We start from the raw sequence: 22,342 nt of genomic DNA, 5'->3' as shown, positions 1-22,342 counted from the left end.
TCTGTTTCCGTTACAGCGACTACGCTGCGGCCCATGGTCGAAATTCCAGCCGACGGCCTGAACGCCCTGCTCAGCGACGTCCACGGACGGCTGAGCGAGGTCGTCACGTCACCCGAGAAACTGCGCGACCTGCTCCGCGCGACCCTCGTGGTGGGGGCGGGTCTCGAACTCGACCCCACCCTGCAGCGGATCGTGCAGGCGGCCACCCAGCTCCTCGGCGCCCGATACGGCGCCCTCGGCGTCCGAGCACCCGGCGGCGGCCTGTCCGAGTTCGTCTACGAGGGGATCGGCGCGGACGAACGCGCGACGATGGGCCACCTGCCCGAGGGCCGCGGGCTGCTCGGGCTGCTCATCGACGACCCCCGGCCGGTTCGGATCCGCGAACTCGACCGGCACGCGGCGTCGGTCGGGTTCCCGCCGAACCACCCGCCGATGAGCAGCTTCCTCGGCGTCCCGATCATCGTCCGCGGCCGGGCGTTCGGCAGCATCTACCTCACCGAGAAGCGGGACGCGCCGGAGTTCACCGACGAGGACGAGGTGATCCTCACCGTGCTCGCCGAGTCAGCGGCCCTCGCCGTCGACAACGCGCGGCTGTTCGAGGAGTCCCGCACGAGGGAACGCTGGCTGCGCGCGGTGGCGGCGATCAACTCCAGCCTGCTGATCGGCGGGTCCGTCCCTGAGACCCTCGACCTGCTGGTGCGGCGGGTCAGGGAGCTGACCTCCGCGGAGACGGTCACGCTGCTCGATGCCTCGTCCGGCACGGCGATCGTCGCGGCCACCACCGACCACCGGCACGGCGACGGGGTGACGGTCCTCGCGGGCACACCTGTCCCGGAGGCGCTCCGGACCGGCCGGGCCCAGCTCACCGAGCCCGCCTCGGGCTCGGGCCCGGCGGCGGTCCTCCCCGTGTCCGGGCCGCAGCACATCGAGGGCGCGCTGGTGGTGACCCTCGGCACAGGCGCACACGGCTGGGAACCCGACGAGCTCAGCAGGCTGGCCTCGATGGCGGACCTGGCCGCGGTCGCGCTGGAGTTCGCGCACCGGCAGAATCAGCAGCGGCTGCTCGACGTGCTCGCCGACCGCGACCGCATCGCAAGGGACCTGCACGACAACGTCATCCAGCGCCTGTTCGCCACCGGCATGAGCCTGCAGAGCATCGCGTTGCCCGCGCCCGAGGGCGAGGTGCTGGCCAGGTCCGTCGAGCAGCTCGACCGGACCGTGCGGGAGATCCGGACCACGATCTTCGACCTGCAGACCGGCGACGCCGCCACCCAGACGAGCCTGCGCAGGCGGCTGCTCGACGTGATCGGCGAGGTCACCCCACAGTCCGCGGTCACCCCGACGGTCCAGTTCTCCGGACCGATCGACACCCTGGTCCCTGCGCCGGTCCACCCGCACGCCGAGGCGGTGCTGCGGGAGGGCCTGAGCAACGCCCGGCGGCACGCGAGCGCGTCGTCCATCGCCGTATCCATCACCGCCGCAGACGAATTCACGATCGCGATCACCGATGACGGGGTCGGCATGGCGGGCGACGAGCCACGCAGCGGACTGGCCAACCTGGACCGTCGCGCGGCCACGTGCGCCGGGCGGTGCGAGGTGACCGCGGCGGCGGGCGGCGGAACCGTCCTGACCTGGCGGGTGCCGATGGGCGGGCCCGGCTAGCGGTCCCGTCCCGGCCTGCCCCGCAGCTCGGTGGCCAGCACGGCGGCCTGGGTCCGTCGCTGCATGCCGAGCTTCGCCAGAATCCGGGACACGTAGTTCTTCACGGTCTTCTCTGCCAGGAACAGGCGCCCGCCGATCTCCCGGTTGGTCAGCCCCTCGCCGATGAGCTCGAACACGGCCCGCTCCTGCTCCGACAGCCCGGACACCGCGGCGCCCTGATCGCGTTGCGCGCGGATCCGGCCCAGCACCGCGGCGGTGGCATCGGCGTCGATCAGGGAGCCGCCTGCCCCGACCATCCGGATGGCCGCGACCAGGTCCGTGCCGAGGATCTGCTTGAGCAGGTACCCCGAGGCACCGGCCATCACCGCGTCGAACAGCGCCTCGTCGTCCGAGTACGAGGTGAGCATCAGGCATCGCAGGTCCGGCTGCGCCGAGCGCAGGTCCCTGCACAGTTCGACGCCGCTGCCGTCGGGCAACCGGACGTCGAGCACCGCGACGTCGACCTCCGCCTTCGGCACCGCCACCAGCGCCTCACCCACCGAGGCCGCCTCGCCGACCACGGTGAAGTCGGGGACGCCCGCGAGCAGGTCCACCAGACCGCGGCGTACGATCTCGTGGTCGTCGACCAGGAAGATCCGCATGCTCATGGCATCGATCCCAGCACATCGGGGACCTTCGGCCCTAGCCCGGTCCACCGGTCCCGGGAATCCTTGACGCGGACCACCGGCACTGCGAATGGGGATCGACCGTGACCCGCGAACTGACCGAGCTCGAATTGCTGCACGAACTGGAGGCCGTGGCCGAGGAGAACGTGCACCGGCACCTGTCGATGACCAAGGACTGGCATCCGCACGACTACGTGCCGTGGGACGACGGGCAGAACTTCGCCGCGCTCGGTGGCACCGACTGGGACCCGGGCCAGTCCACGCTCAGCGACACCGCGAAGGCCGCGATGATCACGAACCTGCTCACCGAGGACAACCTGCCCTCGTACCACCGCGAGATCGCCGAGCACTTCTCCCTCGACGGGGCCTGGGGCACCTGGGTGGGCCGGTGGACGGCGGAGGAGAACAAGCACTCGATCGTCATGCGGGACTATCTGGTGGTCACCCGCGGCGTCGACCCGGTGGCGCTGGAGAACGCCAGGATGTCCCACATGACCAACGGATTCGCGTCCGGGGGGAACGCCGGACTGCTCGACTCGGTCTCGTACGTGACGTTCCAGGAGCTGGCGACCCGGGTCTCGCACCGCAACACCGGCAAGGCCTGCGGTGACCCGATCGCGGACCGCATGCTCGCGCGCGTCGCGGCCGACGAGAACCTGCACATGATGTTCTATCGCAACATCTGCGGGGCCGCCCTCGACGTGGCACCCGATCAGACCATCCGGGCGATCACCAAGGTGCTGACCAACTTCCAGATGCCGGGCTCCGGGATGCCGGGTTTCCGCCGCAACGCGGTGCTGATCGCGAAGGGCGGTATCTACGACCTCCGCCAGCACCTCGACGACGTGGTCCTGCCGGTACTGCGCACCTGGAAGATCTTCGAGCGCAACGACTTCACCGCTGAGGGTGAGGAACAGCGTGAACGGCTGGAGCGCTTTCTCGTCGACCTGCAGGCCGACGCGGAGCGATTCGAGGACGCCCGCGATCGCGCGCTCGCGCGCGCGGCCGCCCGCGACGAGGAGAAGGAGTCCGTGCGATGAGCGAGACGTCGGCGATGTTCGACGCGGTGCTGGAGATGGCGGCGGCCGCCAAGCGGGGCAACGTCATGCGGTGGACGGAGGCGAAGACCACCCAGCACCAGGCGGAGGGCCTCGCGTTCATGAACTCGGTGCTGCTCGGGGTGCTCATCGAGAACGACGCCGTCCGTCGCGGGGTGCACCCCGCCGACGCGTGGGCCCAGCTCCGCGCGGGCGGTCTTGCGGACTTCGGCTGAGTCCCGACCGCCCGCGCGTCGGGCTAGGGCGTGTCCGTCGGGCGGACGATGAGCACGGGGCAGTCCGCGGTACGCATCAGCGCATTGCTGGTCGAGCCGAGCAGCATGCCCTTGAAACCGCCGCGGCCGTGGCTGCCGACCACCAGCACCTGCGCGCGCTCCGCGTACTCGCTGAGCACCCGGACCGGGCGATCCCTTGCCACGACCCGCTGCACGGGGACGTCGGGGTATCGCTCGGTCCAGCCGGCGAGCCGCTCGGACAGCACCGCCTCCTCGAACGACTGGATCCCGCTCCAGTGCGGGTCGTCGGCGGTCGCCCCCAGCGAGGGCTGGACCGACACGTCGCTCCAGACGTGGACCGCGACCAGCGTGGCGTGCCGGGTCGCGGCCTCTTCGAACGCGACCCCGACGGCCGCCTCGCTGACCTCCGAGCCGTCGACCCCGACGACGACGGGGCCCTCGGTCGGCGGCCTGCCGTCCAGCGTGCGGCCGCGGACCACCGCGACCGGAGCCGTCGAGTGCGAGGACACCGCGACGGTGACCGACCCCATCAGCGCGCCGGTGAACTCCCCGAGACCTCGCGACCCGAGCACGATCATGGTCGCGCCGTCCGAGTACTGCAGCAGCGTCTCCGCGATCTGTCCCTCGTGCAGCTTGGTGCTGATGTCGACCGGCGCGAGGCCGTCCACGGCCTGCGCGGCGAGCACCGCCGCGGAGTCCAGGTGGGCGCGGCCCGCGTTCTTGAGGTCGTCTCCGTAGCCTCGGGCGAGATAGGGCTCGGAGTAGTAGTACGCAGGAACGTGCACCACCGACACGAGGACCAGCGGCGTCTTCCTCATCGCCGCGGTGCGTGCCGCCCACGCCACCGCCGCCGTCGAGGACTCCGATCCGTCCACACCCACCACGATGGGCTTTCCTGCGCTCATGGTTCTCCCTTCACGATCACGATTGGTCTGCCCGGACCATTGTCCTGAATTTGCCTGCGCGCCGTCAGAGTCAAAGGTCACTGTTGCGGACCGATCGCTGTTGCGCTGGTCACCTACCCGAGGTCCGGGACCACGATCTCCTGGACCGCCCACTTGTTTCCGTCGGGATCGCTGAAGTACACGAAGTTGCCCCACGGCTGGCGGTCGATCGGGGTGATGTCGATGCCGCGGCTCTTGAACTCGCGCTCGGCTTCCTCGATGTCCTTGACCACCACCTGCATGCCGACGACAGAGCCGGGCTCGGCATCGGTGATGCCCTTGCCGATGCAGATCGAGCAGGCCGACCCGGGCGGCGTGAGCTGGACGAAGCGGAGGTCCTCGTTGACGGTGTGGTCGTGGTCCGCGTTGAAACCGAGGCGGACGTAGAACTCCTTGGCCCGGTCGATGTCGGTGACGGGGATCGCGACCAGTTCGAGCTTGATGTCCATGACCTGTCCTTCGTTTCGGGTTGACTGAGCGACACCTCGAGTCTCACGCCGATTGCGGCCAGGAACGGTCCTCATTCGGATTCGACCCGGAACTTTCCCAAATGTTCAGTGGTGGCCGCGCACGGCGCCCGCCTGCGGCAACGGCGGCACCGGCTGCTGGCCCGGTTCCACGACCACGAACTGTCCCATCAGCCCGTTGTCCTCGTGCCGGAGCAGGTGGCAGTGGAACATGTACGGGGTCGACGGATCGGAGAAGTCGGTGAACCGCATCAGCAGTCGCAGGGTGCGCCCGGGCGGCACATAGACGGTGTCCTTCGGCCCGGTCAGCGCGGGATCGTCCGTGCCGAGCACCTGGAACTGCACGTCATGGACGTGAAAGTTGTGCACTCCCCCGCTCACGTTGCGCACCTCCCATACCTCGGTCGTCCCGACCGTGACCACCTCGTCGATCCGTCCCATGTCCATCGGCTTCCCGTTGATCTGCGTCGAACTGGTCAGGTCGAACCGCCGGGTCACGCTCGGGGACCCCAGATCGGGTTGCGCGGCAAGAGAACTCGGAACGACGGCATTCGAGTCGAGCCGGTCGGCCGCACGCAGCTGCAGGATGTCCATGGTGTCCGCACCACCTCCGAACCGGGTGCCCCAGAAATCCGCACCGAGGTCGGGCGGTGAACTACGCAACACCGGGGACGTGCCCGCCGGAACGGCGACCACGATCTCCGCGCGTTCACCGGGCGAGAGTTGAAGGCTGCTCATCCCAACGGGTTTCGGCAACAGCCCGCCGTCGGTACCGATGAGCGCGAATCCGAGTCCGGTGTCGAACCCGAACCGGTACACCCGCGCGTTGGACGCGTTGAGCAGCCGCAGCCGCACCCGCTCCGTGGTGACGTCGAGATATGGCCCGGGAGTGCCGTTCACGAGCACCTCGTCGCCGAGCACCCCGGTGTCGCTGAACATCGCCGCGCCGTCGTCCAGTCGGTCCCCGTCGAACTTCTTGTCCTGCACGATCACCGGGACGTCGTCGATGCCGTATCGGTCCGGCAGGACCGGCCCGGCCGGGTCGTCGACGAGGAACATGCCCGCGACGCCGCGGTAGACGTGCTCGGCTGTCGCCCCGTGCAGGTGCGGGTGATACCACAGCGTGGCCGCGGGCTGATCGACGGTCCAGTGCGGCGACCAGGTGGTGCCGGGATCGACCATCTGATGCGGCCCGCCGTCCATGGCCGCGGGCAGGTGCATGCCGTGCCAATGCAGCGTGCTGGCCTCGTCGAGCCCGTTTCGCACCTTCATCCGGACCGGCTCGCCGCGCTCCGCGCGCACCGTGGGGCCGAGGTAGGAGCCGTTCACGCCCCAGGTCTCGGTGCCGGGGCCGTGTCCGAGGTCGGTGGTGCCGCTGCGCAGTTCGAGGTCGAACACCCTGGTCCCGTCCGGGACGACGGTGGATGCCGCGAGTGGTGGAATCGACAGGGGCCGGTCGAACCGCACCTGACCCACGGTGTCCACCCTGGCGCTCTGCCACGCATAGACGACACCGCCGGCCACCACACCGAACACGATGGCGACGGCGGCGAACAGGCCACCGATCACCCGCAGCCACCGAACGCGTGTTTTCTCCATGCCACCGATGCTCGCCTGCCTGCCGGGCCGACACATCCAGGAAGACACCCAGATTCACACCCCGAGATACCCCGAGTGGAGCCGGCCTCAGCCCCGCTCGGCGTCGCCGAGGTAATCGGTCAGGCGCCCCGCCCGGCGACCCGCCAGGAACGCCGTCCCTCGGATCGCCGCGAACCAGGCGAGCACCGACACCACGCTCGCCGACAACACGAACCCGACCCGTCCGTCCGCGGTCAGCACCGCCCCGACGTCGAACGGGGGCAGCAGGTGGAACATCAGCAGGGGCACCGCGAGGACCACGACGATCGCGGCCGGGAACACCCCGTACGGCAGCACCACCAGGATCAGCCAGCGCGCCACGACCGACCGGAACCGGCGCCGGTTCGCCCACCGCCAGCGCAGGGACCGCTGGTGATAGGGAAAGACGACGCCGACCCAGCCGGACAGCGCCAGCGGACCGAGCGGGATCACGCACAGCCCGACCATCATCAGGGCGGCCAGCGTCAGGTCGTGTTCGGCGACCCCGAGAGCGAGGGCGACCGCCGCGCAGGCCGGTGCCACCATCAGCCACAGCACGATGGTCTTGGCCCGCAGCAGCCGTTCGAGCGCAGCGCCGTCGGACAGCACGCTCAGCGCGTCGGCGGGGTCCTGTCCCAGCACGTTGGTCGCGGACACGTCGGCGTACATCCACCCGGCCAGGGCGATCGGGAAGCCCCACGCGCCGGTGAAGTCGAACAGCCAGCTGCGCGGGATGACGAACCAGGCGACGCAGACGAGCGCCGCATTGCCAAGCACCGTCATCGGCACCTGTGCGGGCCACCGCCACGCTCGCACCCACTCCGAACGGACGGTCGCGACCATCAAGGGGCGCATGCCCTGACAATAGGCACCGGCGGCCGGCCGCGCAGGCGCGTCGAGTGTGCACCTCCCGGTGCATCGCCCGATGAGCGACGACGGGAGGTGCACACTCGACGGTCAGTCGACGAGCTTGCGGAACTGGTCGATCAGCGCGACGCGGCCGGCGGAATCGCCCGCCAACGGGCTCACGGTCAGCGTGGTGACGCCCGCCTCGGCGAACGCCGCGACCCGCTCCTTGACGTATCCGGCGGGGCCGATCAGCGAGATCGCGCGCACGAGCTCGTCCGGCACGGCCGCGACGGCCTCCGCCTTCTTGCCGGACAGGTACAGCTCCTGGATCGAGGCGGCTTCCTTCTCGTAGCCGTAGCGGCAGGCCAGGTCGTTGTAGAAGTTCTTGCCCTTCGCGCCCATGCCGCCGATGTAGAGGGCCAGGCTCGGCTTGACCCACTCGAGCAGGTGGTCCACGTCGTCGCCGATCGCCAGCGCGGGGCCCGCGTAGATCTGCAGCTCGCCCAGGCTGGGGTCGCGCTTGGCCTTGCCCTGCGCGAGGGACTCGCCCCACACGTCGTTCGCGCGCTCGGGATCGAAGAAGATCGGCTGCCAGCCCTCGGCGATCTCGGCGGTCAGCGCGACGTTCTTCGGGCCGAGCGCGGCGATGACGATCGGGATGCGATCGCGCACGGGGTGGTTGATCAGCTTGAGCGGCTTGCCGAGTCCGGTGCCCTTGTCCGCGGGCAGCGGGATCTGGTAGTACTTGCCGTCGTACTGGACCTTCTCGCGCCTCCACACCTGCCGGCAGATGTCGACGATCTCGCGGGTCCGGCCGAGCGGAGCGGTGTACGGCACGCCGTGGAAGCCCTCGATCACCTGCGGTCCCGACGCACCGAGACCGAGCACGAACCGGCCGTCCGAGACGAAGTCGAGGCCCGCGGCGGTCATCGCCATCAGCGACGGCGTCCTGGTGTAGATCTGGAAGATGCCCGACGCGAGCTCGATCCGCGAGGTCTTCGCCGCGAGGAAGCCGAGCTGGCTGACCGCGTCGTAGGAGTACGCCTCCGCGATGAACGCGATGTCGAGGCCGGCGCGCTCGAGGTCGGCGACCTCCGCGACCGTCTCGGCGAACCCGCCGCTGTAGGTGATCTGCATTCCGACTCGCACCCGGACACCTCTAATCGACTCGATGTGAATACTCCCTCGCACACTACGCAGTGCCGCCCCGAAACCGAATGACAGAACCGACCACCATTTGTGACCGAAGTCGTACGCTCGCGCAGTGGCGAAGAGAACCCCGTTCGACTGGCAGCGCGCGCACGTCATGGTGACGGGAGGCTCGCAGGGCATCGGTGCCGCGGTCGCCCGTGCCGCGAGGGCACGGGGCGCCGCCGTGTCGATCATCGCCCGCGGCGAGGAACCGCTGCGGGCCACCGCCGAGCCGATCGGCGCGGCCTGGGCGTCCGCCGACGTCACCGATCCGGACGGACTCCAGAAGGCGGTCGACGAACTGGAGCGGCGCTCCGGCCCCTGCGACGTCCTCATCGCCTGTGCCGGGACCGCGCTGCCCGGGCGGTTCCTGGAGGTGCCGATCGACGAATTCGAGTCGCAGATGCGACTGAACTACCTGGGCGCGGTGCACGCCGCGCGGGCGGTGCTGCCCGGGATGGTGTCCCGTGGTCGCGGCCACCTGGTGCTGACCAGTTCCACGGCGGGCATGATCGGGGTCGTCGGATACACCGGTTACGGACCGACCAAGGCCGCGGTGCACCAGCTCGCGCACTGCCTGCGCTACGAGGTCGGGCCCGCGGGGGTCACGGTCGCCGTGCTGTATCCCCCGGACACCGACACCCCGGGCTTCGAGGTGGAGAACTCCCGCAAACCGCCGGAGACCGTGGCGGTGTCGGGCGCGATCACCCCGGTCTCCGCGGACGTGGTGGCGGCGGCCGTGATCGCCGGCATCGACAAGGGCCGCCACCACATCGCGATCGACCCGCTCACCCGGGTGCTCGTGCGCGCAGGCGGCATCGTGGAGCCGATCGTGCGCCCGATCCTGGCCCGCACGATCGGGAAGGCTAGGGCAGCGTCCACAGCACCGTCGTGACCAGCCAGAAGGCCGCCGCGAACACCGTCAGCACGCCCACCGAGATCGCCGCGCCGCGCGCGTCGGTGCCCCGCTCGCCGTCCTCCGGTTCCAGCCAGAAGTGCAACACCCTGGTCACGACCGGCATGACGACCCACGTCAGGAGGCAAACCGACGCGATGTTGCCGATCAGCAGGCTGAGCCAGAGCGGCGCGCCCGGCCAGGTCTCGGCGATGGCGACGGTGAGGATGACCACCGTCGGGTAAAGCCCGACCAGCACCGAAAGGGCTGTCTTCCACGAGGCCGCGGGCGCCGCGCCCGGCCCGCCCGCCGGGAACCACGACCCGTACGGATTCGCGATCCGCTTGACCGTGAAGCCACGGAACTCCCTGCCCTCCGCCAGGAGCGCCGCCCGCTCCGACGACGACAGCCACCGCTCGAGGTCCTCCGACGAGTCGAAGGTGAACAGGATGATCCAATCCTCCTGGATCCCCGGCACCGGGCGATGCAACTCCGATCCACGGAAGCCGGGAAACGCCTTCTCCGCCTCTATGACTCGCTGCTGCCAGGCGAGGAATTCCGCCTCCCTGCCCGGCACCGGCGGGTGCGATACGGCGACCGTCACCGCATCGTCGCGGCCCTCGTCGATCAGCACGTACTGGGATGGCGATTCCTCGAAGAACTCCCCGGCCCGAACCATCAATGCTCGCCGTGTCTCGCTGTCGAGCCAGAGCTTCAGGTTATCGGCGGCGTCGAATCGGTACACCACCGTCCACTCCGACTCGGTGCCAGGCGACCGGGCGACATCGGTTCCGAGGAATCCGGCAAAGGACGCCGCCGCCGTGTCCACCTCGTCCTGCCAGCGCCGGAATGCGGGCTCGAGACCCGGACGAAGTCGCTGGGTGATGACCACTGTCGCCGGTGAAGGTCGTGACGCAGAGGCATCCGGCGGCGCCATGTCAGTAGGGAAGGCCGGCGATGACCGCGCCGAAGGGCCCGCCCCAGTTGTCGACGACCGATTCCGTTGCACGGTGACAGGCCGTTGTCATGAGTTCGTCTGGTGTCATGGGGATTACGCCTCCACTGTGGGTGCCTGGCGAGCACCATCTGCCAATCTACTCCCCCGTGACCTGCGCGACGGGCGGTTGGCGACGGCGGCTCAGCGGATTCTCGGCGCCGGAGCGCCGGGCCATCAGGGGATCAGGGGATCAGGGGATCAGGACGAACTTGCCGCGCGGATGCGGTCGCTGGAGCTCGGCATGTGCGCGGGCGGCCTCCGTGAGCGGAAAGGTCTTGGCCACAACGACGTCGAGCTTGCCGTCGGCGGCCGCCCCGACCAGGCCGAGGCGCGCGGCCTTCCGGATCCGGGGCGTGTCCGGATTGCCCGCGCCGATCGCCACGAAGCCGTCCTGCTGGGCCCGGCCGAACGCGACGATGGTGACGATGCGCTTGCGGTCGGCGACCAGGGCGAGCGAAACATCCACCGCCTCATCCGTTCCCGCCGTGTCGAAGGCCGCGTCGACGCCATTCGGGGCCAGTGCGCGCACCCGGGACTCCAGCCCGTCCCCGTAGGTCACGGGGATCGCCCCGAGGCCCCGTAGGTACTCGTGGTTGGACTGCGCCGCGGTTCCGATCACCGTGACGCCCTTGGCCACCGCCAGCTGTACGGCGAGAGAACCGACGCCGCCGGCGGCCCCGTGGATCAGCAGCGTCTCGCCGTCGACGACCCCGGTCACGACGATCGCCTCGGACGCGGTGGTCCCCGCCAACATCAGCCCGGCGGACTGTTCCCAGGACAGCGCCTCGGGCCGCGGGAAGACGTAATCCGCGGGAAGCACCAGCCTGCGGGTGTAGGCACCCTCGCCCGGGTAGGCGATCACCTCGTCGCCGACCGAGATCGGACCGGCGGGCCCTGCCGCGTCCGCTCCCACCTCGAGCACCACGCCCGATCCCTCGGCGCCCAGGTGTAGCGGCAGCCGGGACTCGTTGGCGCCGAGGGCGCCGCTGTAGAGCTTGTAGTCGATGGGATTGACGCCGATCGCGCGCATTTCCACGAGGACCTGACCGGGAGCGGGAGCGGGCAGCTCCTCCTCTGACACCGCGAGGACCTCCGGCCCTCCGAACGCATTCGCAACAATGGATTCGGTAGTGCTCATTCCTTGGACAACCTCGAAACGCGGCGAGTAATTCCTCGCCGGACCCGCCTTGACCTCAACAATGGTTGAGGTTGCAAGCTCTCTTCACGCAGCGCGAACCCGCGCAGCGAGACCCCCGCGCCGAGGAGCACGCCATGTCGACCATCCTGCATCCGACCACCTCCCCCGCCCCGACGACGCTCAGCCTGGGCCGGTGGCAGGCGACCCTCGCCACCACCGCGGCCGCCGTGGTGGGCAATCTCGCGATCTACCTGATCGCATGGATCGCGGGCGGCTCGCTCGAGGTCATCGACCAGGGCGCCGCCAAACCGATCTCCGCGACCGGAATCGTGGGGATCTCGGCGTTGCCGACCGCGATCGGCGTCGGCCTGGTCGTGCTGCTGTCCCTGCGCTGGCCTGCGATGATCCGGGTCGGCCAGGTGGTCGGCGCGGCGCTGCCCCTGCTCACCATCGCCCTCGCCGCGATGGCCGACACCGACGGCATCACGAAGACCGCGCTGATCTTGATGCACGTGCTGATGGCTGCGGCGATCGTGGCCGGCCTCGAACTACTCCACCGCCGGGTCGTCGGCCGGGCGAACGGCTAGGCGTCAACCCGAACCCGCTACACTCCAACCGTGCAATACGGCCCGCAGGTGCTCTGCGGGCCGGAGGCCCTCGTAGCTCAGGGGATAGAGCAACCCTCTCCTAAAGGGTAGGTCGCAGGTTCGAATCCTGCCGAGGGCACCACATATTCGCAGGTCAGGTGCTATTTTTAGCTACCAAAACTGGCATCGCGCCTAATGCGTGCCGAATCCCCCGTACGTGTGTCCAAACAAGAACGGCCCTAGCAGGTGCTACCAACACCAGCCAGGGCCTCGGACCACGACGGAAGAGACCCGCCATGCACCGTTCCCGAAGTCTATCCACGCACCCCAAGAGGTCGCACAGCGCGCGTGAAGTTACCGCCGCAATCCTGGTCCTACCTGTGGCCTATGTCGCCACGAATAGCGTTCTGCGCCTCGCGTTCGCCCTCGGCTGGTACGTCGCATGACCACCAGCGAAGTCCTCGACACCCTGGGCGCCCACCTTGGCGCTGACCCGACCGGACACCTCGCGTTCCGCCTGCTGTCGATGCTTGCCATCGATCACCCGGACGAACTACTGGGCACCATCGCCACCGCCGAACGGCTCTACCCCGCGTAGCGACCTGCCCCGTCCTCCGCGGAATCAACGCCGTGGGGGTGCGGAGTGGGTCCCTTCCCGCTCGTCGTCTTCCGAGTCGCCCGACGCCAACCAGCGATTCCCGGTGTTCGTAATCCTGTGAACCGGCACAGGCGCTCGACCTAGCGGGGTGCACACCTTGGGTCGGGTCAGCGCCAGCCTGTCCGCTTCTAGCGGGTGGGCTACTGGCGTTGCCGTGACGCGATAACGGGGCATGGTTCGTGGGTTGTTCCGGGGTGGGGTTTACGACACCGGCACCCGTGGGTGCTCCGCTGGTTTCTAGACGTACCCAATCAACTATGAAGGAACAAATGCTCATCAATCACAGCAACACTTCCGCGTTCGATCCGTCTGCACGCGAGGACGGTAACGACGTGATCCTTACTCTCAGCCGCGACCTGTCCGTTGACCTCACGCGGGCGCAGGCTGAGCACCTGCACTCGATCCTTGGCGAGCTATTGAACGGCTAGCTGAGTCGCACGCTGAGACACGAACAGCCCCGCACCGATGGTCAGGTGTGGGGCTGTCCTGTCGGTCCTGCCGTGTAGTTTGCCCGGCATGGCAACCACAGAAATTGCAACCGACGATCTCAGCGCCGAGCACGTCGGGCAGTACCTCAAGGCATCCATCGGCACCGAGGTGGCGGACGGCGTAGTGCGCGAAACCGTCGTCACAGGCGTCCTCACCAAGGTCGAGCATGAATCCCTGTTCCCTGTAGCTGAGAGAACGGTCACCACCTTGACGCTCTTTGTTGCGGGCAACTCGGTTCCGATTGTGATGCCTATCGGAGGGCTGGTGACGATCGCACCCGATATCGACTCCATCCACCCGATTCCGGCCTGATACACGGAAAATGGCCCGCCACAACCCAAATCAAGGGCAGTGGCGGGCCACTTTCGTTTCATCCAGACGCCAAACCGGCCCTCAACCAACAGCCGGCTAGCGTTCTGGCCGAAGTCAGCGCTGCCTGCATGAGAAAGTGGTCAGTATGTACTACACGCCCGGATGGGGTGCGTTTGCCACAACCTCTGTGGCCTCAATCGCTGTCGTGGTGTCAGCAGTGGCTAACTGGCTCACGTTGCGTCGCTCAGCCCGCCAGTTTGCAGATTCGCAATCGTCAACAGAATCTCGGTTCAACGCCGAACAACTTGAGCGAGTACGCAACCAGCAGCGAAGTTCGATTGTGGAGGTCCTGCATGTCTCGACGCTCTGGATGCCGAACCTGACCAGCATCTGCGCCCAAATGGCTCAGGTCGCCAACGCACCGCATGAATCGGAGTCCTTGACGAAGGTAGTCAGCATCGCGGAGTTCTACTCGAACGTCCTCACTCTCACAGCGGACTTCGATCGCGCCCTGATCACAGCCGACCTTCTTGCAACTGACGTAGAGACCCGCCGCTGCCTTGAAGCAATAGGTGAAGCGTTCTTGGAGTGCGTCACGCTCGCCGACGTTCTCGACTCCGACAGCAAAGCTATCGCCAACAAGGTTCGCCAGATGATCGAGAGCATCACCAAGTTGGGCCAGGCTGTGTCTGACCTCCGTGGACGGGCAGTCGAGCTGTACCGACCGCCCGCACCTCAACTGCCTACGCCGCCGTTGCGATCTTCACAACACCAGTCGGACGCAGCACCGACACGCCAAACCGGCCCTCAACCAACAGCCGGCTAGCGTTCTGGCCGAAGTCATCGCCCTTGACGCCCCACTCAACGACCAGGCCGTGAGTATCGGTATCGACCTTCACCGCGTCCAGGTCCATCAGCATTGCGACCTTGGCCGGCAGCGCAGTGGACACGACGACCGGCACACCATGCAGCTTGCGCGCCGAACGATCAACAGCCGAGTGCGCCAGGTCGAACGCGCCGCTGGTGTTGCGCGCCAGTTCCAGCGCCTCCCAGTCAGTCGGGCTGAGGACGAAGACGCCCGGCTTGCGTCCGCCGGTCTCAAGGGCAGTAACCGCCTTGCGGGTTGTCGTCACGAGGTCAGTGGTGAACGCCTGCGAGAGAACGCCCGACGTGTTGAGGACGCCCCTCATGTTGACGCCCGTACCGTTGCCGCTGAGAACCTGAGCCTCAACGGCGTGCATCAGGCCGTCGATCATTTCGTCCTTGAGGAAGTCACCAAGTGCCGCGTTGTCGATCAGGGTGTACCTGTCGATGCCCTCGCTGACATGCGGAATCACCGTCAGCTTGCCGGGCACACTTTCAACGGCGTACCTGCTCTCAGGCTTGTTGCCGCTGGCCCACGGTGCCGCGTTGTTGGTACGGACCGTCTGACGCAGGTACGTGTACTCAGGCGTGGAATGAGTGACCACACCAAGCACCTCAAGGACGCTGGTCGGTACGCGGTCAAGTTCGATGGGCGACTGAGCGACCAGCGGAACGCCGGTAACCGAGCTACCCGCAGCGGTCAGCGACTTGACGCCACCGGCAGATCCGAGCATCTGCCCCGCCAGCTTGGTTGCCGCCTCAGCGCCCGACTTGCCAGTCAGCCCCAGAAACCGGCCCTTGGTGCTCACGTTCATGTTGCCCTTTTCCTGATCCATTGCCGGCTCAATGCCCTTACCCAATGCTTCGACTGCCGCGACAAGCGCCTGAGAGTCGAGAGACGCCTTGATCTGCTCGTCAAACGCCTTGACCTGATCGACCAGGCCGTCAAGCTCGGCGGCCTGTTCGGCGGTCAGCTCAACGCCCTCAGCCTTGGCACCATCAACGATTGCCTGCGCCTTGGTGACGACGCCGGCCCGCTGATCCTTGAGAGAAACACTCATGACAACCTCATCCTTGGTTACGTTGGTGGCGTCGCCACCCTTGACTGCGAGGACCGCCGTTGAGCGATTCGCTCCCACGGTCACCACGCTAATTTCGTGAAGAGCAAGGCTTTTCAAGCTCACGTACTCGCCCAGTTCCGCACTCTTGGCAGGCTTGGAGTCGAGCACGTCATAAGCAAACGACAGGTTGCCCACGCGCCGGCCCTTGAGCATCCGATGCACCTGCCGGCCCTTGGGTGACTCAAGGTCCAGCTGCCCGAGCACCTTGAGGCCGTGCCCGTCCTCTTCCGCCATGACGACGTGCCCGATATTGAAATCGGGATCTTCCATGTTGTGACCGAACAGCAGCGGGATAGGTGCGCCCTTGGCCCGCCAATCGGTCAGCGACTTGGTGAACGCGCCCGGCTCGACAACATCGCCGTACGAGTCCCGATTGCCGAACACGCTTGCGTAGGCGAGAAACTGGCCCTCTTCCAAACCGTCATCGGGGCCGGCCTTCAACATCGCACCGTCATGGTCCTTATGCAGCATCAGCCGCCACCTCTTCCCCGTTGTTGCCGGCGGCTACCTGTTCCGGCGTCGCCATGTTCAGCGGCCTTGCCAGCTCGTCACCGCCCGCGACAGCGGGAAGGTTGAGCTTGGCCCTGGCCTCGTTCGGCGTCATGTACGGCACGCCCGTTGCCGCACTGAGCACGGCGGCCTGTTCCTCAAACGAACCCTGCAACTTCTCACCTAGGTTGAACTCGACGTATGCGCCCTCAACGTCCGCGAATCGTGGCACCAGGAACTCGTTCAGCCGGTCCTCGATCATCGCCATGATCGGCCCCAGCGTGTCGCCGTAGAGCATCCGCCGGAACTCACGCACGTTGCTGTAGTTGGCGTTATCCAGTACGCCAATCATCGTCGGGTTGACGTGGTACACAGCGGCAACCGTCGTCAGCGCCAGCTTGGACGCCTCTACGTATTCCTCTTCCTTGGCACTGAAACCAACACGCTTTAGTTCCATTCCATCTTCAAGCACTGGTGTGCCGCCGGCCTTGCTGCCACGGCTGCCGGACCATGCCGCAGCCCATGAACTCTTGAACCGAGTACGGCCCTCGTTGGACCAGTCAGGCGCATCCTTGGGACGCGTCAGGTATGTGCCCACTCGCCCTCCGCGTTCCCATAGCTGTTCACGGAACGTCTGTGCGTGGATCTGTTCGCGCAGCGTCGCGTTGAGCGCCTTTACGGGACTCATGCCCATACGCGTATCAGCAGGGTTCCATCCGTGGAACACGAGCATGTTCTCGGCGGCAACCTTGACGGGCTCGCCCTCAGCGCCGTTCATCTGCACCAAGTACGCGCCAGCACGAAATGGTGTCGAGTCCTCGGTTCCCTTGACCCAGCCGTTCGGAATGTTCCGCAACTTCACGCCGGCCCCGTCGGCGGCCCGGTCCTCAACCAGCAGGTATGCCACATCGAACAGCGCCAGATCCGCAACGAGCGCATACAGCAGCTCATAGCCGGTCTGATCCTCGTTCGGGCGTTTCAGCATTGCAGCCAGGGGATGGTCCCGCAGTCGCTCACGTGAACCCTCAGCGTCACGCTTGAATGCCTGCAACCCGAGCTGTGCCACGTTGCGGGCAAGGAAGGTGACGACAGTTCGCAGATACGGCTGTTCAGCCCACAACTGCTCAGAAGTCCGGTCCATCACCGTCCCGTCGTCTGACGCCACCATGAATCCGGACTCATCCATGCGGACTGAACGCAGCTTGCCGCCGCCCGCACCGCCAAACTTGATCGGCAACTTCACCGAACATCACCCCGCGCCGCAACATCAAGCGCGACCTGGTGCAGCTCAATCAGACTGTTGATCTGATCCGGCCCGCTGTCGCCAAAGCCGCACCCATACGCAAAATCCAGCTCAAGAGCCATTGCGTAGATCAGCCGATCAATTCCGCCGTACCGATCGCCGCAATCAAGGATCACCCGATGCAACTCCTCCCGGTCCCCATCGTGGACAGCCAGCGCAGCCCGCAGCGCCTCAATCCGGTCAAACAGAGTGACACTCACTCTTTCCATGCTTCAACCCTCGCAATTCATGATTAATCGGTGCCTTCCCTCGCGCGTGATGGGGTATGCCCTCCGGGGGGAGAGGATCACTCCCCGCCAGAAGTGGGCCGGTCGCCTAGTTCGTAGTGACATTTCACCCCCTCCCCCAATGTCGACCGCTCATTTACACACTGAGGGACTTTCAGGCTCCACTTGAGGGATTGCCTTACGCGAAGCCCTTTTGATCAGGTAGCGGTCGCTGCCGCCGTACCTTTCACGCTTAGGTGTGATCCCCGGCTTGATTGGCAGAGATACCCACTTCGCCATGTAGTTACTCCTGCCATAGCCTGCCGCCGGTGCTGCCTGCGACTTGAGGCCTGCGCTTCTCATCGTGAAGCCATGCCGTGAACCGAGCATCCCAACTGACAAGCTTCTTGCCACCATTGATTGCCCAGCTGTTGAACTTCGCTGCGACCGCTTCCACGTCAAGGCCCTTGGACTTGGCTAGCTGTCGATGTGCTTCGTTTGGCGTCCAGTCGTCAGGAATGGGTGCCGGCCCCTGTTGATAGTTAATTGGTTCTAGTTCTTGTTCGGTCTGCGGTACTACCCTTGTGCGCTCCGGCGTACTACCCTTGTGCGGTTTGACGTACCACCCCCTGAGCACTGTATAGGCTCGAACCGCGCTCTTTGTGAGTGGCGGACTTCTCAAATGAGTGGTTGCCGTCCCGGTCTTTCCACCGCGCCTGAACCTTGATCAGGCCTGCCGCCTCAAGCTCTTTGACGTACTGGTCAACGCTTGCCGGTCTGCTGAGGCCCAGGCCCTGAGCGAGAGTTGCCCGCGAGGGCCATGCTTCCCGCGTATGGCTGTCCGCGTACTTGGTCATCAATGCGTACAGTCGGAGGCCGGCGAGGACATGTCGATATCGAATATGTCGTCTGGGATTACTACGAACTTGTCAGCCAAACGAGACTCCCGAGAAGCTGTTGAGAGTCGGCATCCACACGCCTACGCTCCAATCCCTGTCGGGCGTTAGCGGCATAACCAGGTTGTGCGATTCCAGTTCATCGAGGCAATTGAGCACTTGCTTTCGCGTCATCCTGGACTCTTTCATCAGTACCTCGATGAAGTCGTGTGACTGCTTCACCTGCCGGCCCCCTTGCAGTTCCGCAGTTCGTTACGCTCGTGCTCGTCCAGGCAGTCACTAAGGGAGTCCTGTAGTTGGTATGCCTCGTCTGGCGTCAGGGATACATCAACGCGCTTCGAGTTCACGTTCCGCAGCCGCAGGCGCGGCCCTTCCTCGTGAACGTAGTTGGTGATGCGAAATTGGTAGCCGACTCGGCTTGATTGCATCTCTAATTTCCATTCTAAGAATTGTCTTGCTTACGACTACGACCAGGGAAAGGGCGTTCTTCGTAGCGCCTCACCTGTTCCCGCTCGCACGCCTCAAGAGAGCTGCGCTCGTACAGCCAGCGACCGAATGACTTTTGCGCCTTAACCTCGCCCCGGTACCGCCAGCGCCTCAAGGTGCTTGCGCCACGGTCAATAACCTTGAGGGCGTCCTCTTCCCTCAGCCATAGAGGCTTGAATGACCTCATCTCCTCAGGCAGGAGGTAGTCAGGAATTGATCCCGTGTACACAGCTCACGCGCCCATGCGACGCAGCGCGGTATCCAGTTCTGAGAGGTCTACGCGGATAAGTCGGGGGCCAACCCGGTATGCCGTGAATCGGCCAGCCGCGATGTAACGGCGGATTGTGCGGGTACTGACGCTCAAGGTCTCTGCGGCCTCAGCGATTGTGGACAGTCGTGCCTTAGACATGTGTGTACGCCTTCTGTGTGCGTCGATGCGGCCCCGCTGATTTGCGAGGGCGAAGGAATGGCGACGTACCCACCCGGCTACCTAGTTAGGTCTCATGCCGGCCAGTGGCGTATCTTGTCCGCTCAATTCACACGCTATCACGCACATTTCAGATAACCACACGAATTGCATTGGGCGCGAACAGTTCAGCGCGCAAAATTGCGCAAGAATGTCCAAGCTTGATCAAGGATGGTCAGGGATGCGCAAGGAATAATGTAATGCAAGTCATACCGGCAAACCCGTGGATATTGCCGATTTGACCAGCGCCGATCACAGCCGGCCTACTCCCAAAGCCCCTCAACTAGTGCCCTGTTCCGTGCCGCCGTGCTGTGCGTATACCGGGCACTCATCGCTGACGACGTGTGCCCCATCAACATCATGTGATCGGCCAGCGTCGCGCCGGCCTGAGCGAACAAAGTTGCCGCAGAGTGCCGCAAGTCGTGGAACCTCAGGGCCGGGTGCCCAATCTTCTTAGCTTCCCGCTTGAACGCCGGCCGCACCGAGTTGTCGTGCACCACCTGACCCGACACCGAGGGGAACACCAAGCCAGCCCGCCCAGGTAGGGCGAACTCCTCGATGTGCGCCGCAATGATCAGACGCAACGCTGACGGCAACGGGACGGTTCGCAGCGCTGCCCGAGACTTGGGCGCGCCGATGACAAACTCACCCTTCATTCGCACCACGGCGCGCGACACCGTGACCGAGCAGTCGTCAGCTTTGAGCACGAAATCGGACCGCCTGAGCGCCACAAGCTCACCCCATCGCAACCCGGAGAAGCCGGCCACCAGGATAAGTGCCCGCCACCGTTCCGGCATAGCGTCAGCCATGGCGCGAATCTCACTTGCGGTCAACGCGATTGGCTCAACTACACGACGCTTTACCGCTGCCCGCTTCACTCGGCAAGGGTTGGCCGCGATCAGTTCGTCATCAAGTGCCTGGTTGAGGATCGTTCGGAGTAGCGAGTAGGCATTGGAGTTCCGCGTCGGGAAGGACTCAAGGCCGGCAAACCAGGCCCGCACCTGTTGAACCGTCAGCGCGGTAACGGACACTGCGCCCAGTTCAGGAAGGATCACATTGTCGAGGTAGCCCCGGTTCAACGCGCGGGTACGCGGCTTGTGACGCCCCTCAGTCTCAGCAAACCAACGCTCTGCATAGACGGCCAACGTGAGGGCCGGCGGTTGGTTGCCCAGCACGCCGGCGTCAAGGTCTCGTGTCGCCGGCGGGGTCCAGGTGTCCAGGTCGATCCTGCGCCGCTCGCCAGCGAGCCACGCGACAGCATCGTCATATGCCCCGAACGTCGTTGCGGCCTTGTGCGCCAGCCCGTCAGGGCCGGTGTAGCGGGCTTGCCAGCGGCCAGACTTCAGTTTGCGGGGGGCACCGAATCCGCGTTTCGGTCGATTGCTTGCCATTCCTGCCCCACCCTGCGCCTAATACGTGCCAAACCAGTGTGGCGACGTGTCCACTTGTGCCTAATCAAGGCCAACGGTACAGTGTCCAACCACCAGGTAAAACACCATGTTTTCCCTGGTGGTCACACTGAACGAGGGATTAAAAGTAACAGGTTCGAATCCTGCCGAGGGCACCACACCACCACCGCCAGACAGGCGCCCGATCAGGGCGAGGGCGACCGGCCGGTGAACGCGATGAGGCGTTCGAGCGGCCCCGCATCGTCTCCGACGGGCACCGGTTCCCCGAAGGCCCCGCTCTCCCGGGACTGCGGACTTATGGTGCTCTGCGCCAGTCCGAGTACGTAGCTCGCCAGCTGCTCGGGCACATCGAGCCGTTGCCCCGTTGCGGTGGCGAAATCCCAGGCGTGCACAAGGAATTCGATGGCCAGGATGCTCACCGCAGTGGTCGCGGGCATCGCGGTCGATCCCGGTGTCACGGTGCCCTGGAGGCCACGGTGGCGCCATCCCTCGGTCGCCGCCTGGGCGGCGTCGGCAACCCGGACCTCCACGTCACCGGGCGCGTCGGCGGCGGGCATGGTCCCTCCCCCTGCCGACCCGAGGCTCCTGATCGACCCGAGCAGGTGTTCGGCCAGCGCGGCGACCGTGAAATCGCGACAGGGCGTCCGGCGCTGCAGGTCGTCCGCTGTGAGACCGCGCAGCACCTCCTGCAGCACGACCAGCGTGGCCTCGGCACCGGTGATTTCGTCACTCGGCTCGAGGGCGACCGCCCAGTCGTCGGGTCCCGCATCGCCGTCCCGGCCTGCGACGGCCAGCCGGTCGAGGTAGTGATTCCACACCTCGGCGTGGCTCGGCTCCTGCGCCTCGGTCAGTCCGTCGTGTACCAACCGGATCTCGGTCGAACCGTTCTTGGGGGTCAGGGTCAACGCCACCGTGGAACTGCCAGGTGGCAGGTCGTCGCTGTCCTCCCACCACCACCGGAGCTTGAGTCGTCGGCCGGGCACGACCTCGGTGAACGTCCCTGAGGCGGAGTGGCCCGGCACCACCGTCCACCGATACCGCCCGCCCTCGCGCAGATCGACCCTCGCGGCCACGGTCAGCCATCGGCGCAGCCGTTCCGGACGACTGATCAGCTCGAACGCCGCGTCGGGCTCGAGCGCAACCTCGACGGTCCTGTCGAATTGCGTCACGGGTCTCCTTCCAGGCGACCCCCGTCTATGAATATATCGCCGATGCACCCGGTTCGGCCCCGAAACCGACCACCCGACTGGTTGCCACCTGGACGGCAGACAAGGTGATCAGGACGGATTTTTTCGTCTCGACGCGCTGCCCTCGTCGGCGCCTTGGGTTAGCGTGTT

General features: G+C 66.2%; 24 protein-coding genes and 1 tRNA gene. 10 read left to right on the top strand and 15 right to left on the bottom strand.

The window, feature by feature from the left end; genetic code table 11:
- Positions 1–33 precede the first annotated feature (33 nt).
- Positions 34–1,662: a GAF domain-containing sensor histidine kinase gene (locus tag RM1_RS12825; RefSeq protein ID WP_072751711.1), complete on the top strand. Its 1,629-nt coding sequence runs from the start codon at positions 34–36 to the stop codon at positions 1,660–1,662.
- Here the strand turns inward: RM1_RS12825 and RM1_RS12820 are convergent.
- Positions 1,659–2,309, bottom strand: coding sequence for a response regulator (locus RM1_RS12820; protein ID WP_072751710.1), 651 nt, complete (start codon positions 2,307–2,309; stop codon positions 1,659–1,661). The genes RM1_RS12825 and RM1_RS12820 overlap by 4 nt on opposite strands.
- Positions 2,310–2,410: 101 nt before the next feature.
- Here RM1_RS12820 and RM1_RS12815 point away from each other — a divergent pair, with 101 nt between their 5' ends.
- Both RM1_RS12815 and RM1_RS12810 read left to right on the top strand, forming a co-directional pair.
- Positions 2,411–3,367 (top strand): acyl-ACP desaturase, encoded by a 957-nt coding sequence (locus RM1_RS12815; protein ID WP_072751709.1) that lies wholly within the window; start codon positions 2,411–2,413, stop codon positions 3,365–3,367.
- Positions 3,364–3,600: a hypothetical protein gene (locus RM1_RS12810; RefSeq protein ID WP_072751708.1), complete on the top strand. Its 237-nt coding sequence runs from the start codon at positions 3,364–3,366 to the stop codon at positions 3,598–3,600. Before RM1_RS12815 ends, RM1_RS12810 begins: the two co-directional genes overlap by 4 nt.
- A gap of 23 nt (positions 3,601–3,623) precedes the next feature.
- On the opposite strand, the gene RM1_RS12805 is transcribed toward RM1_RS12810, so the two are convergent.
- From RM1_RS12805 to RM1_RS12785, 5 genes are all read right to left on the bottom strand, one after another.
- A complete protein-coding gene (locus tag RM1_RS12805; protein ID WP_072751707.1) occupies positions 3,624–4,526 on the bottom strand; it encodes a universal stress protein in 903 nt (300 codons plus the stop codon).
- Positions 4,527–4,639: 113 nt separating this feature from the next.
- A complete protein-coding gene (locus RM1_RS12800) occupies positions 4,640–5,014 on the bottom strand; it encodes a glyoxalase superfamily protein (RefSeq protein WP_072751706.1) in 375 nt (124 codons plus the stop codon).
- Positions 5,015–5,119: 105 nt separating this feature from the next.
- The gene (locus RM1_RS12795; RefSeq protein ID WP_245816283.1) at positions 5,120–6,631 is read right to left on the bottom strand and encodes a multicopper oxidase family protein; all 1,512 of its coding nucleotides are present in this window, start codon (positions 6,629–6,631) and stop codon (positions 5,120–5,122) included.
- An 87-nt stretch (positions 6,632–6,718) separates the two neighbouring features.
- Complete coding sequence (locus tag RM1_RS12790; RefSeq protein WP_143069432.1) at positions 6,719–7,504, bottom strand: hypothetical protein; 786 nt, start codon at positions 7,502–7,504, stop codon at positions 6,719–6,721.
- A 102-nt stretch (positions 7,505–7,606) separates the two neighbouring features.
- Positions 7,607–8,647, bottom strand: a complete 1,041-nt coding sequence (locus RM1_RS12785; protein WP_072751703.1) for an LLM class F420-dependent oxidoreductase — start codon at positions 8,645–8,647, stop codon at positions 7,607–7,609.
- A 115-nt stretch (positions 8,648–8,762) separates the two neighbouring features.
- On the opposite strand from RM1_RS12785, the gene RM1_RS12780 reads away from it, so the two are divergent.
- Positions 8,763–9,584 (top strand): SDR family NAD(P)-dependent oxidoreductase, encoded by an 822-nt coding sequence (locus RM1_RS12780; protein ID WP_083576695.1) that lies wholly within the window; start codon positions 8,763–8,765, stop codon positions 9,582–9,584.
- Here RM1_RS12780 and RM1_RS12775 read toward each other — a convergent pair.
- Both RM1_RS12775 and RM1_RS12770 read right to left on the bottom strand, forming a co-directional pair.
- On the bottom strand, positions 9,556–10,476 hold the full coding sequence (locus RM1_RS12775) for an antibiotic biosynthesis monooxygenase (RefSeq protein WP_245816282.1): 921 nt from the start codon (positions 10,474–10,476) through the stop codon (positions 9,556–9,558). The genes RM1_RS12780 and RM1_RS12775 overlap by 29 nt on opposite strands.
- A gap of 295 nt (positions 10,477–10,771) precedes the next feature.
- The gene (locus tag RM1_RS12770; protein ID WP_072751701.1) at positions 10,772–11,719 is read right to left on the bottom strand and encodes an NADP-dependent oxidoreductase; all 948 of its coding nucleotides are present in this window, start codon (positions 11,717–11,719) and stop codon (positions 10,772–10,774) included.
- Positions 11,720–11,853: 134 nt separating this feature from the next.
- Between RM1_RS12770 and RM1_RS12765 the strand changes: the two genes are divergently transcribed.
- The 6 genes from RM1_RS12765 to RM1_RS26140 all read left to right on the top strand — a co-directional run bounded on the left by RM1_RS12765 (position 11,854) and on the right by RM1_RS26140 (position 14,591).
- Complete coding sequence (locus RM1_RS12765) at positions 11,854–12,306, top strand: DUF6069 family protein (protein WP_072751700.1); 453 nt, start codon at positions 11,854–11,856, stop codon at positions 12,304–12,306.
- A 66-nt stretch (positions 12,307–12,372) separates the two neighbouring features.
- Positions 12,373–12,448, top strand: a tRNA-Arg gene (locus RM1_RS12760).
- Positions 12,449–12,748: 300 nt separating this feature from the next.
- Positions 12,749–12,904 (top strand): hypothetical protein, encoded by a 156-nt coding sequence (locus RM1_RS26415; RefSeq protein ID WP_169922317.1) that lies wholly within the window; start codon positions 12,749–12,751, stop codon positions 12,902–12,904.
- A gap of 317 nt (positions 12,905–13,221) precedes the next feature.
- A complete protein-coding gene (locus RM1_RS26410; RefSeq protein ID WP_169922316.1) occupies positions 13,222–13,392 on the top strand; it encodes a hypothetical protein in 171 nt (56 codons plus the stop codon).
- 88 nt (positions 13,393–13,480) lie between these two features.
- Entirely contained in the window at positions 13,481–13,765 is a 285-nt protein-coding gene (locus RM1_RS12755; protein WP_143069433.1) for a hypothetical protein, read from the top strand.
- A gap of 145 nt (positions 13,766–13,910) precedes the next feature.
- Positions 13,911–14,591, top strand: a complete 681-nt coding sequence (locus RM1_RS26140) for a hypothetical protein (protein WP_143187331.1) — start codon at positions 13,911–13,913, stop codon at positions 14,589–14,591.
- Here the strand turns inward: RM1_RS26140 and RM1_RS12750 are convergent.
- The 7 genes from RM1_RS12750 to RM1_RS12715 all read right to left on the bottom strand — a co-directional run bounded on the left by RM1_RS12750 (position 14,509) and on the right by RM1_RS12715 (position 22,174).
- Complete coding sequence (locus RM1_RS12750; protein ID WP_083576694.1) at positions 14,509–16,221, bottom strand: HK97 family phage prohead protease; 1,713 nt, start codon at positions 16,219–16,221, stop codon at positions 14,509–14,511. The two genes, RM1_RS26140 and RM1_RS12750, sit on opposite strands and share 83 nt — an antisense overlap.
- Positions 16,211–17,482 (bottom strand): phage portal protein, encoded by a 1,272-nt coding sequence (locus RM1_RS12745; protein ID WP_245816281.1) that lies wholly within the window; start codon positions 17,480–17,482, stop codon positions 16,211–16,213. The genes RM1_RS12750 and RM1_RS12745 overlap by 11 nt, the downstream gene beginning before the upstream one ends.
- The gene (locus RM1_RS12740) at positions 17,479–17,742 is read right to left on the bottom strand and encodes a hypothetical protein (protein ID WP_092667802.1); all 264 of its coding nucleotides are present in this window, start codon (positions 17,740–17,742) and stop codon (positions 17,479–17,481) included. Before RM1_RS12740 ends, RM1_RS12745 begins: the two co-directional genes overlap by 4 nt.
- Before the next feature lie 605 nt (positions 17,743–18,347).
- A complete protein-coding gene (locus RM1_RS27170; protein WP_425528688.1) occupies positions 18,348–18,608 on the bottom strand; it encodes a helix-turn-helix domain-containing protein in 261 nt (86 codons plus the stop codon).
- 754 nt (positions 18,609–19,362) lie between these two features.
- On the bottom strand, positions 19,363–19,539 hold the full coding sequence (locus RM1_RS12725; protein WP_072751694.1) for a helix-turn-helix domain-containing protein: 177 nt from the start codon (positions 19,537–19,539) through the stop codon (positions 19,363–19,365).
- Between the two features lie 320 nt (positions 19,540–19,859).
- On the bottom strand, positions 19,860–20,987 hold the full coding sequence (locus RM1_RS12720; RefSeq protein WP_072751693.1) for a tyrosine-type recombinase/integrase: 1,128 nt from the start codon (positions 20,985–20,987) through the stop codon (positions 19,860–19,862).
- A gap of 203 nt (positions 20,988–21,190) precedes the next feature.
- Positions 21,191–22,174 carry a TIGR03086 family metal-binding protein gene (locus RM1_RS12715; protein WP_072751692.1) on the bottom strand — a complete coding sequence of 328 codons (984 nt, stop codon included), beginning with the start codon at positions 22,172–22,174 and terminating at the stop codon, positions 21,191–21,193.
- Positions 22,175–22,342: the final 168 nt, after the last annotated feature.

It is taken from the genome of Rhodococcus maanshanensis NBRC 100610 (assembly GCF_001894865.1).
Lineage (GTDB): Bacteria > Actinomycetota > Actinomycetes > Mycobacteriales > Mycobacteriaceae > Rhodococcus_G > Rhodococcus_G maanshanensis.
Note: the sequence above shows the minus strand (reverse complement) of the source record. Positions and strands in the feature narration are given on the sequence as shown.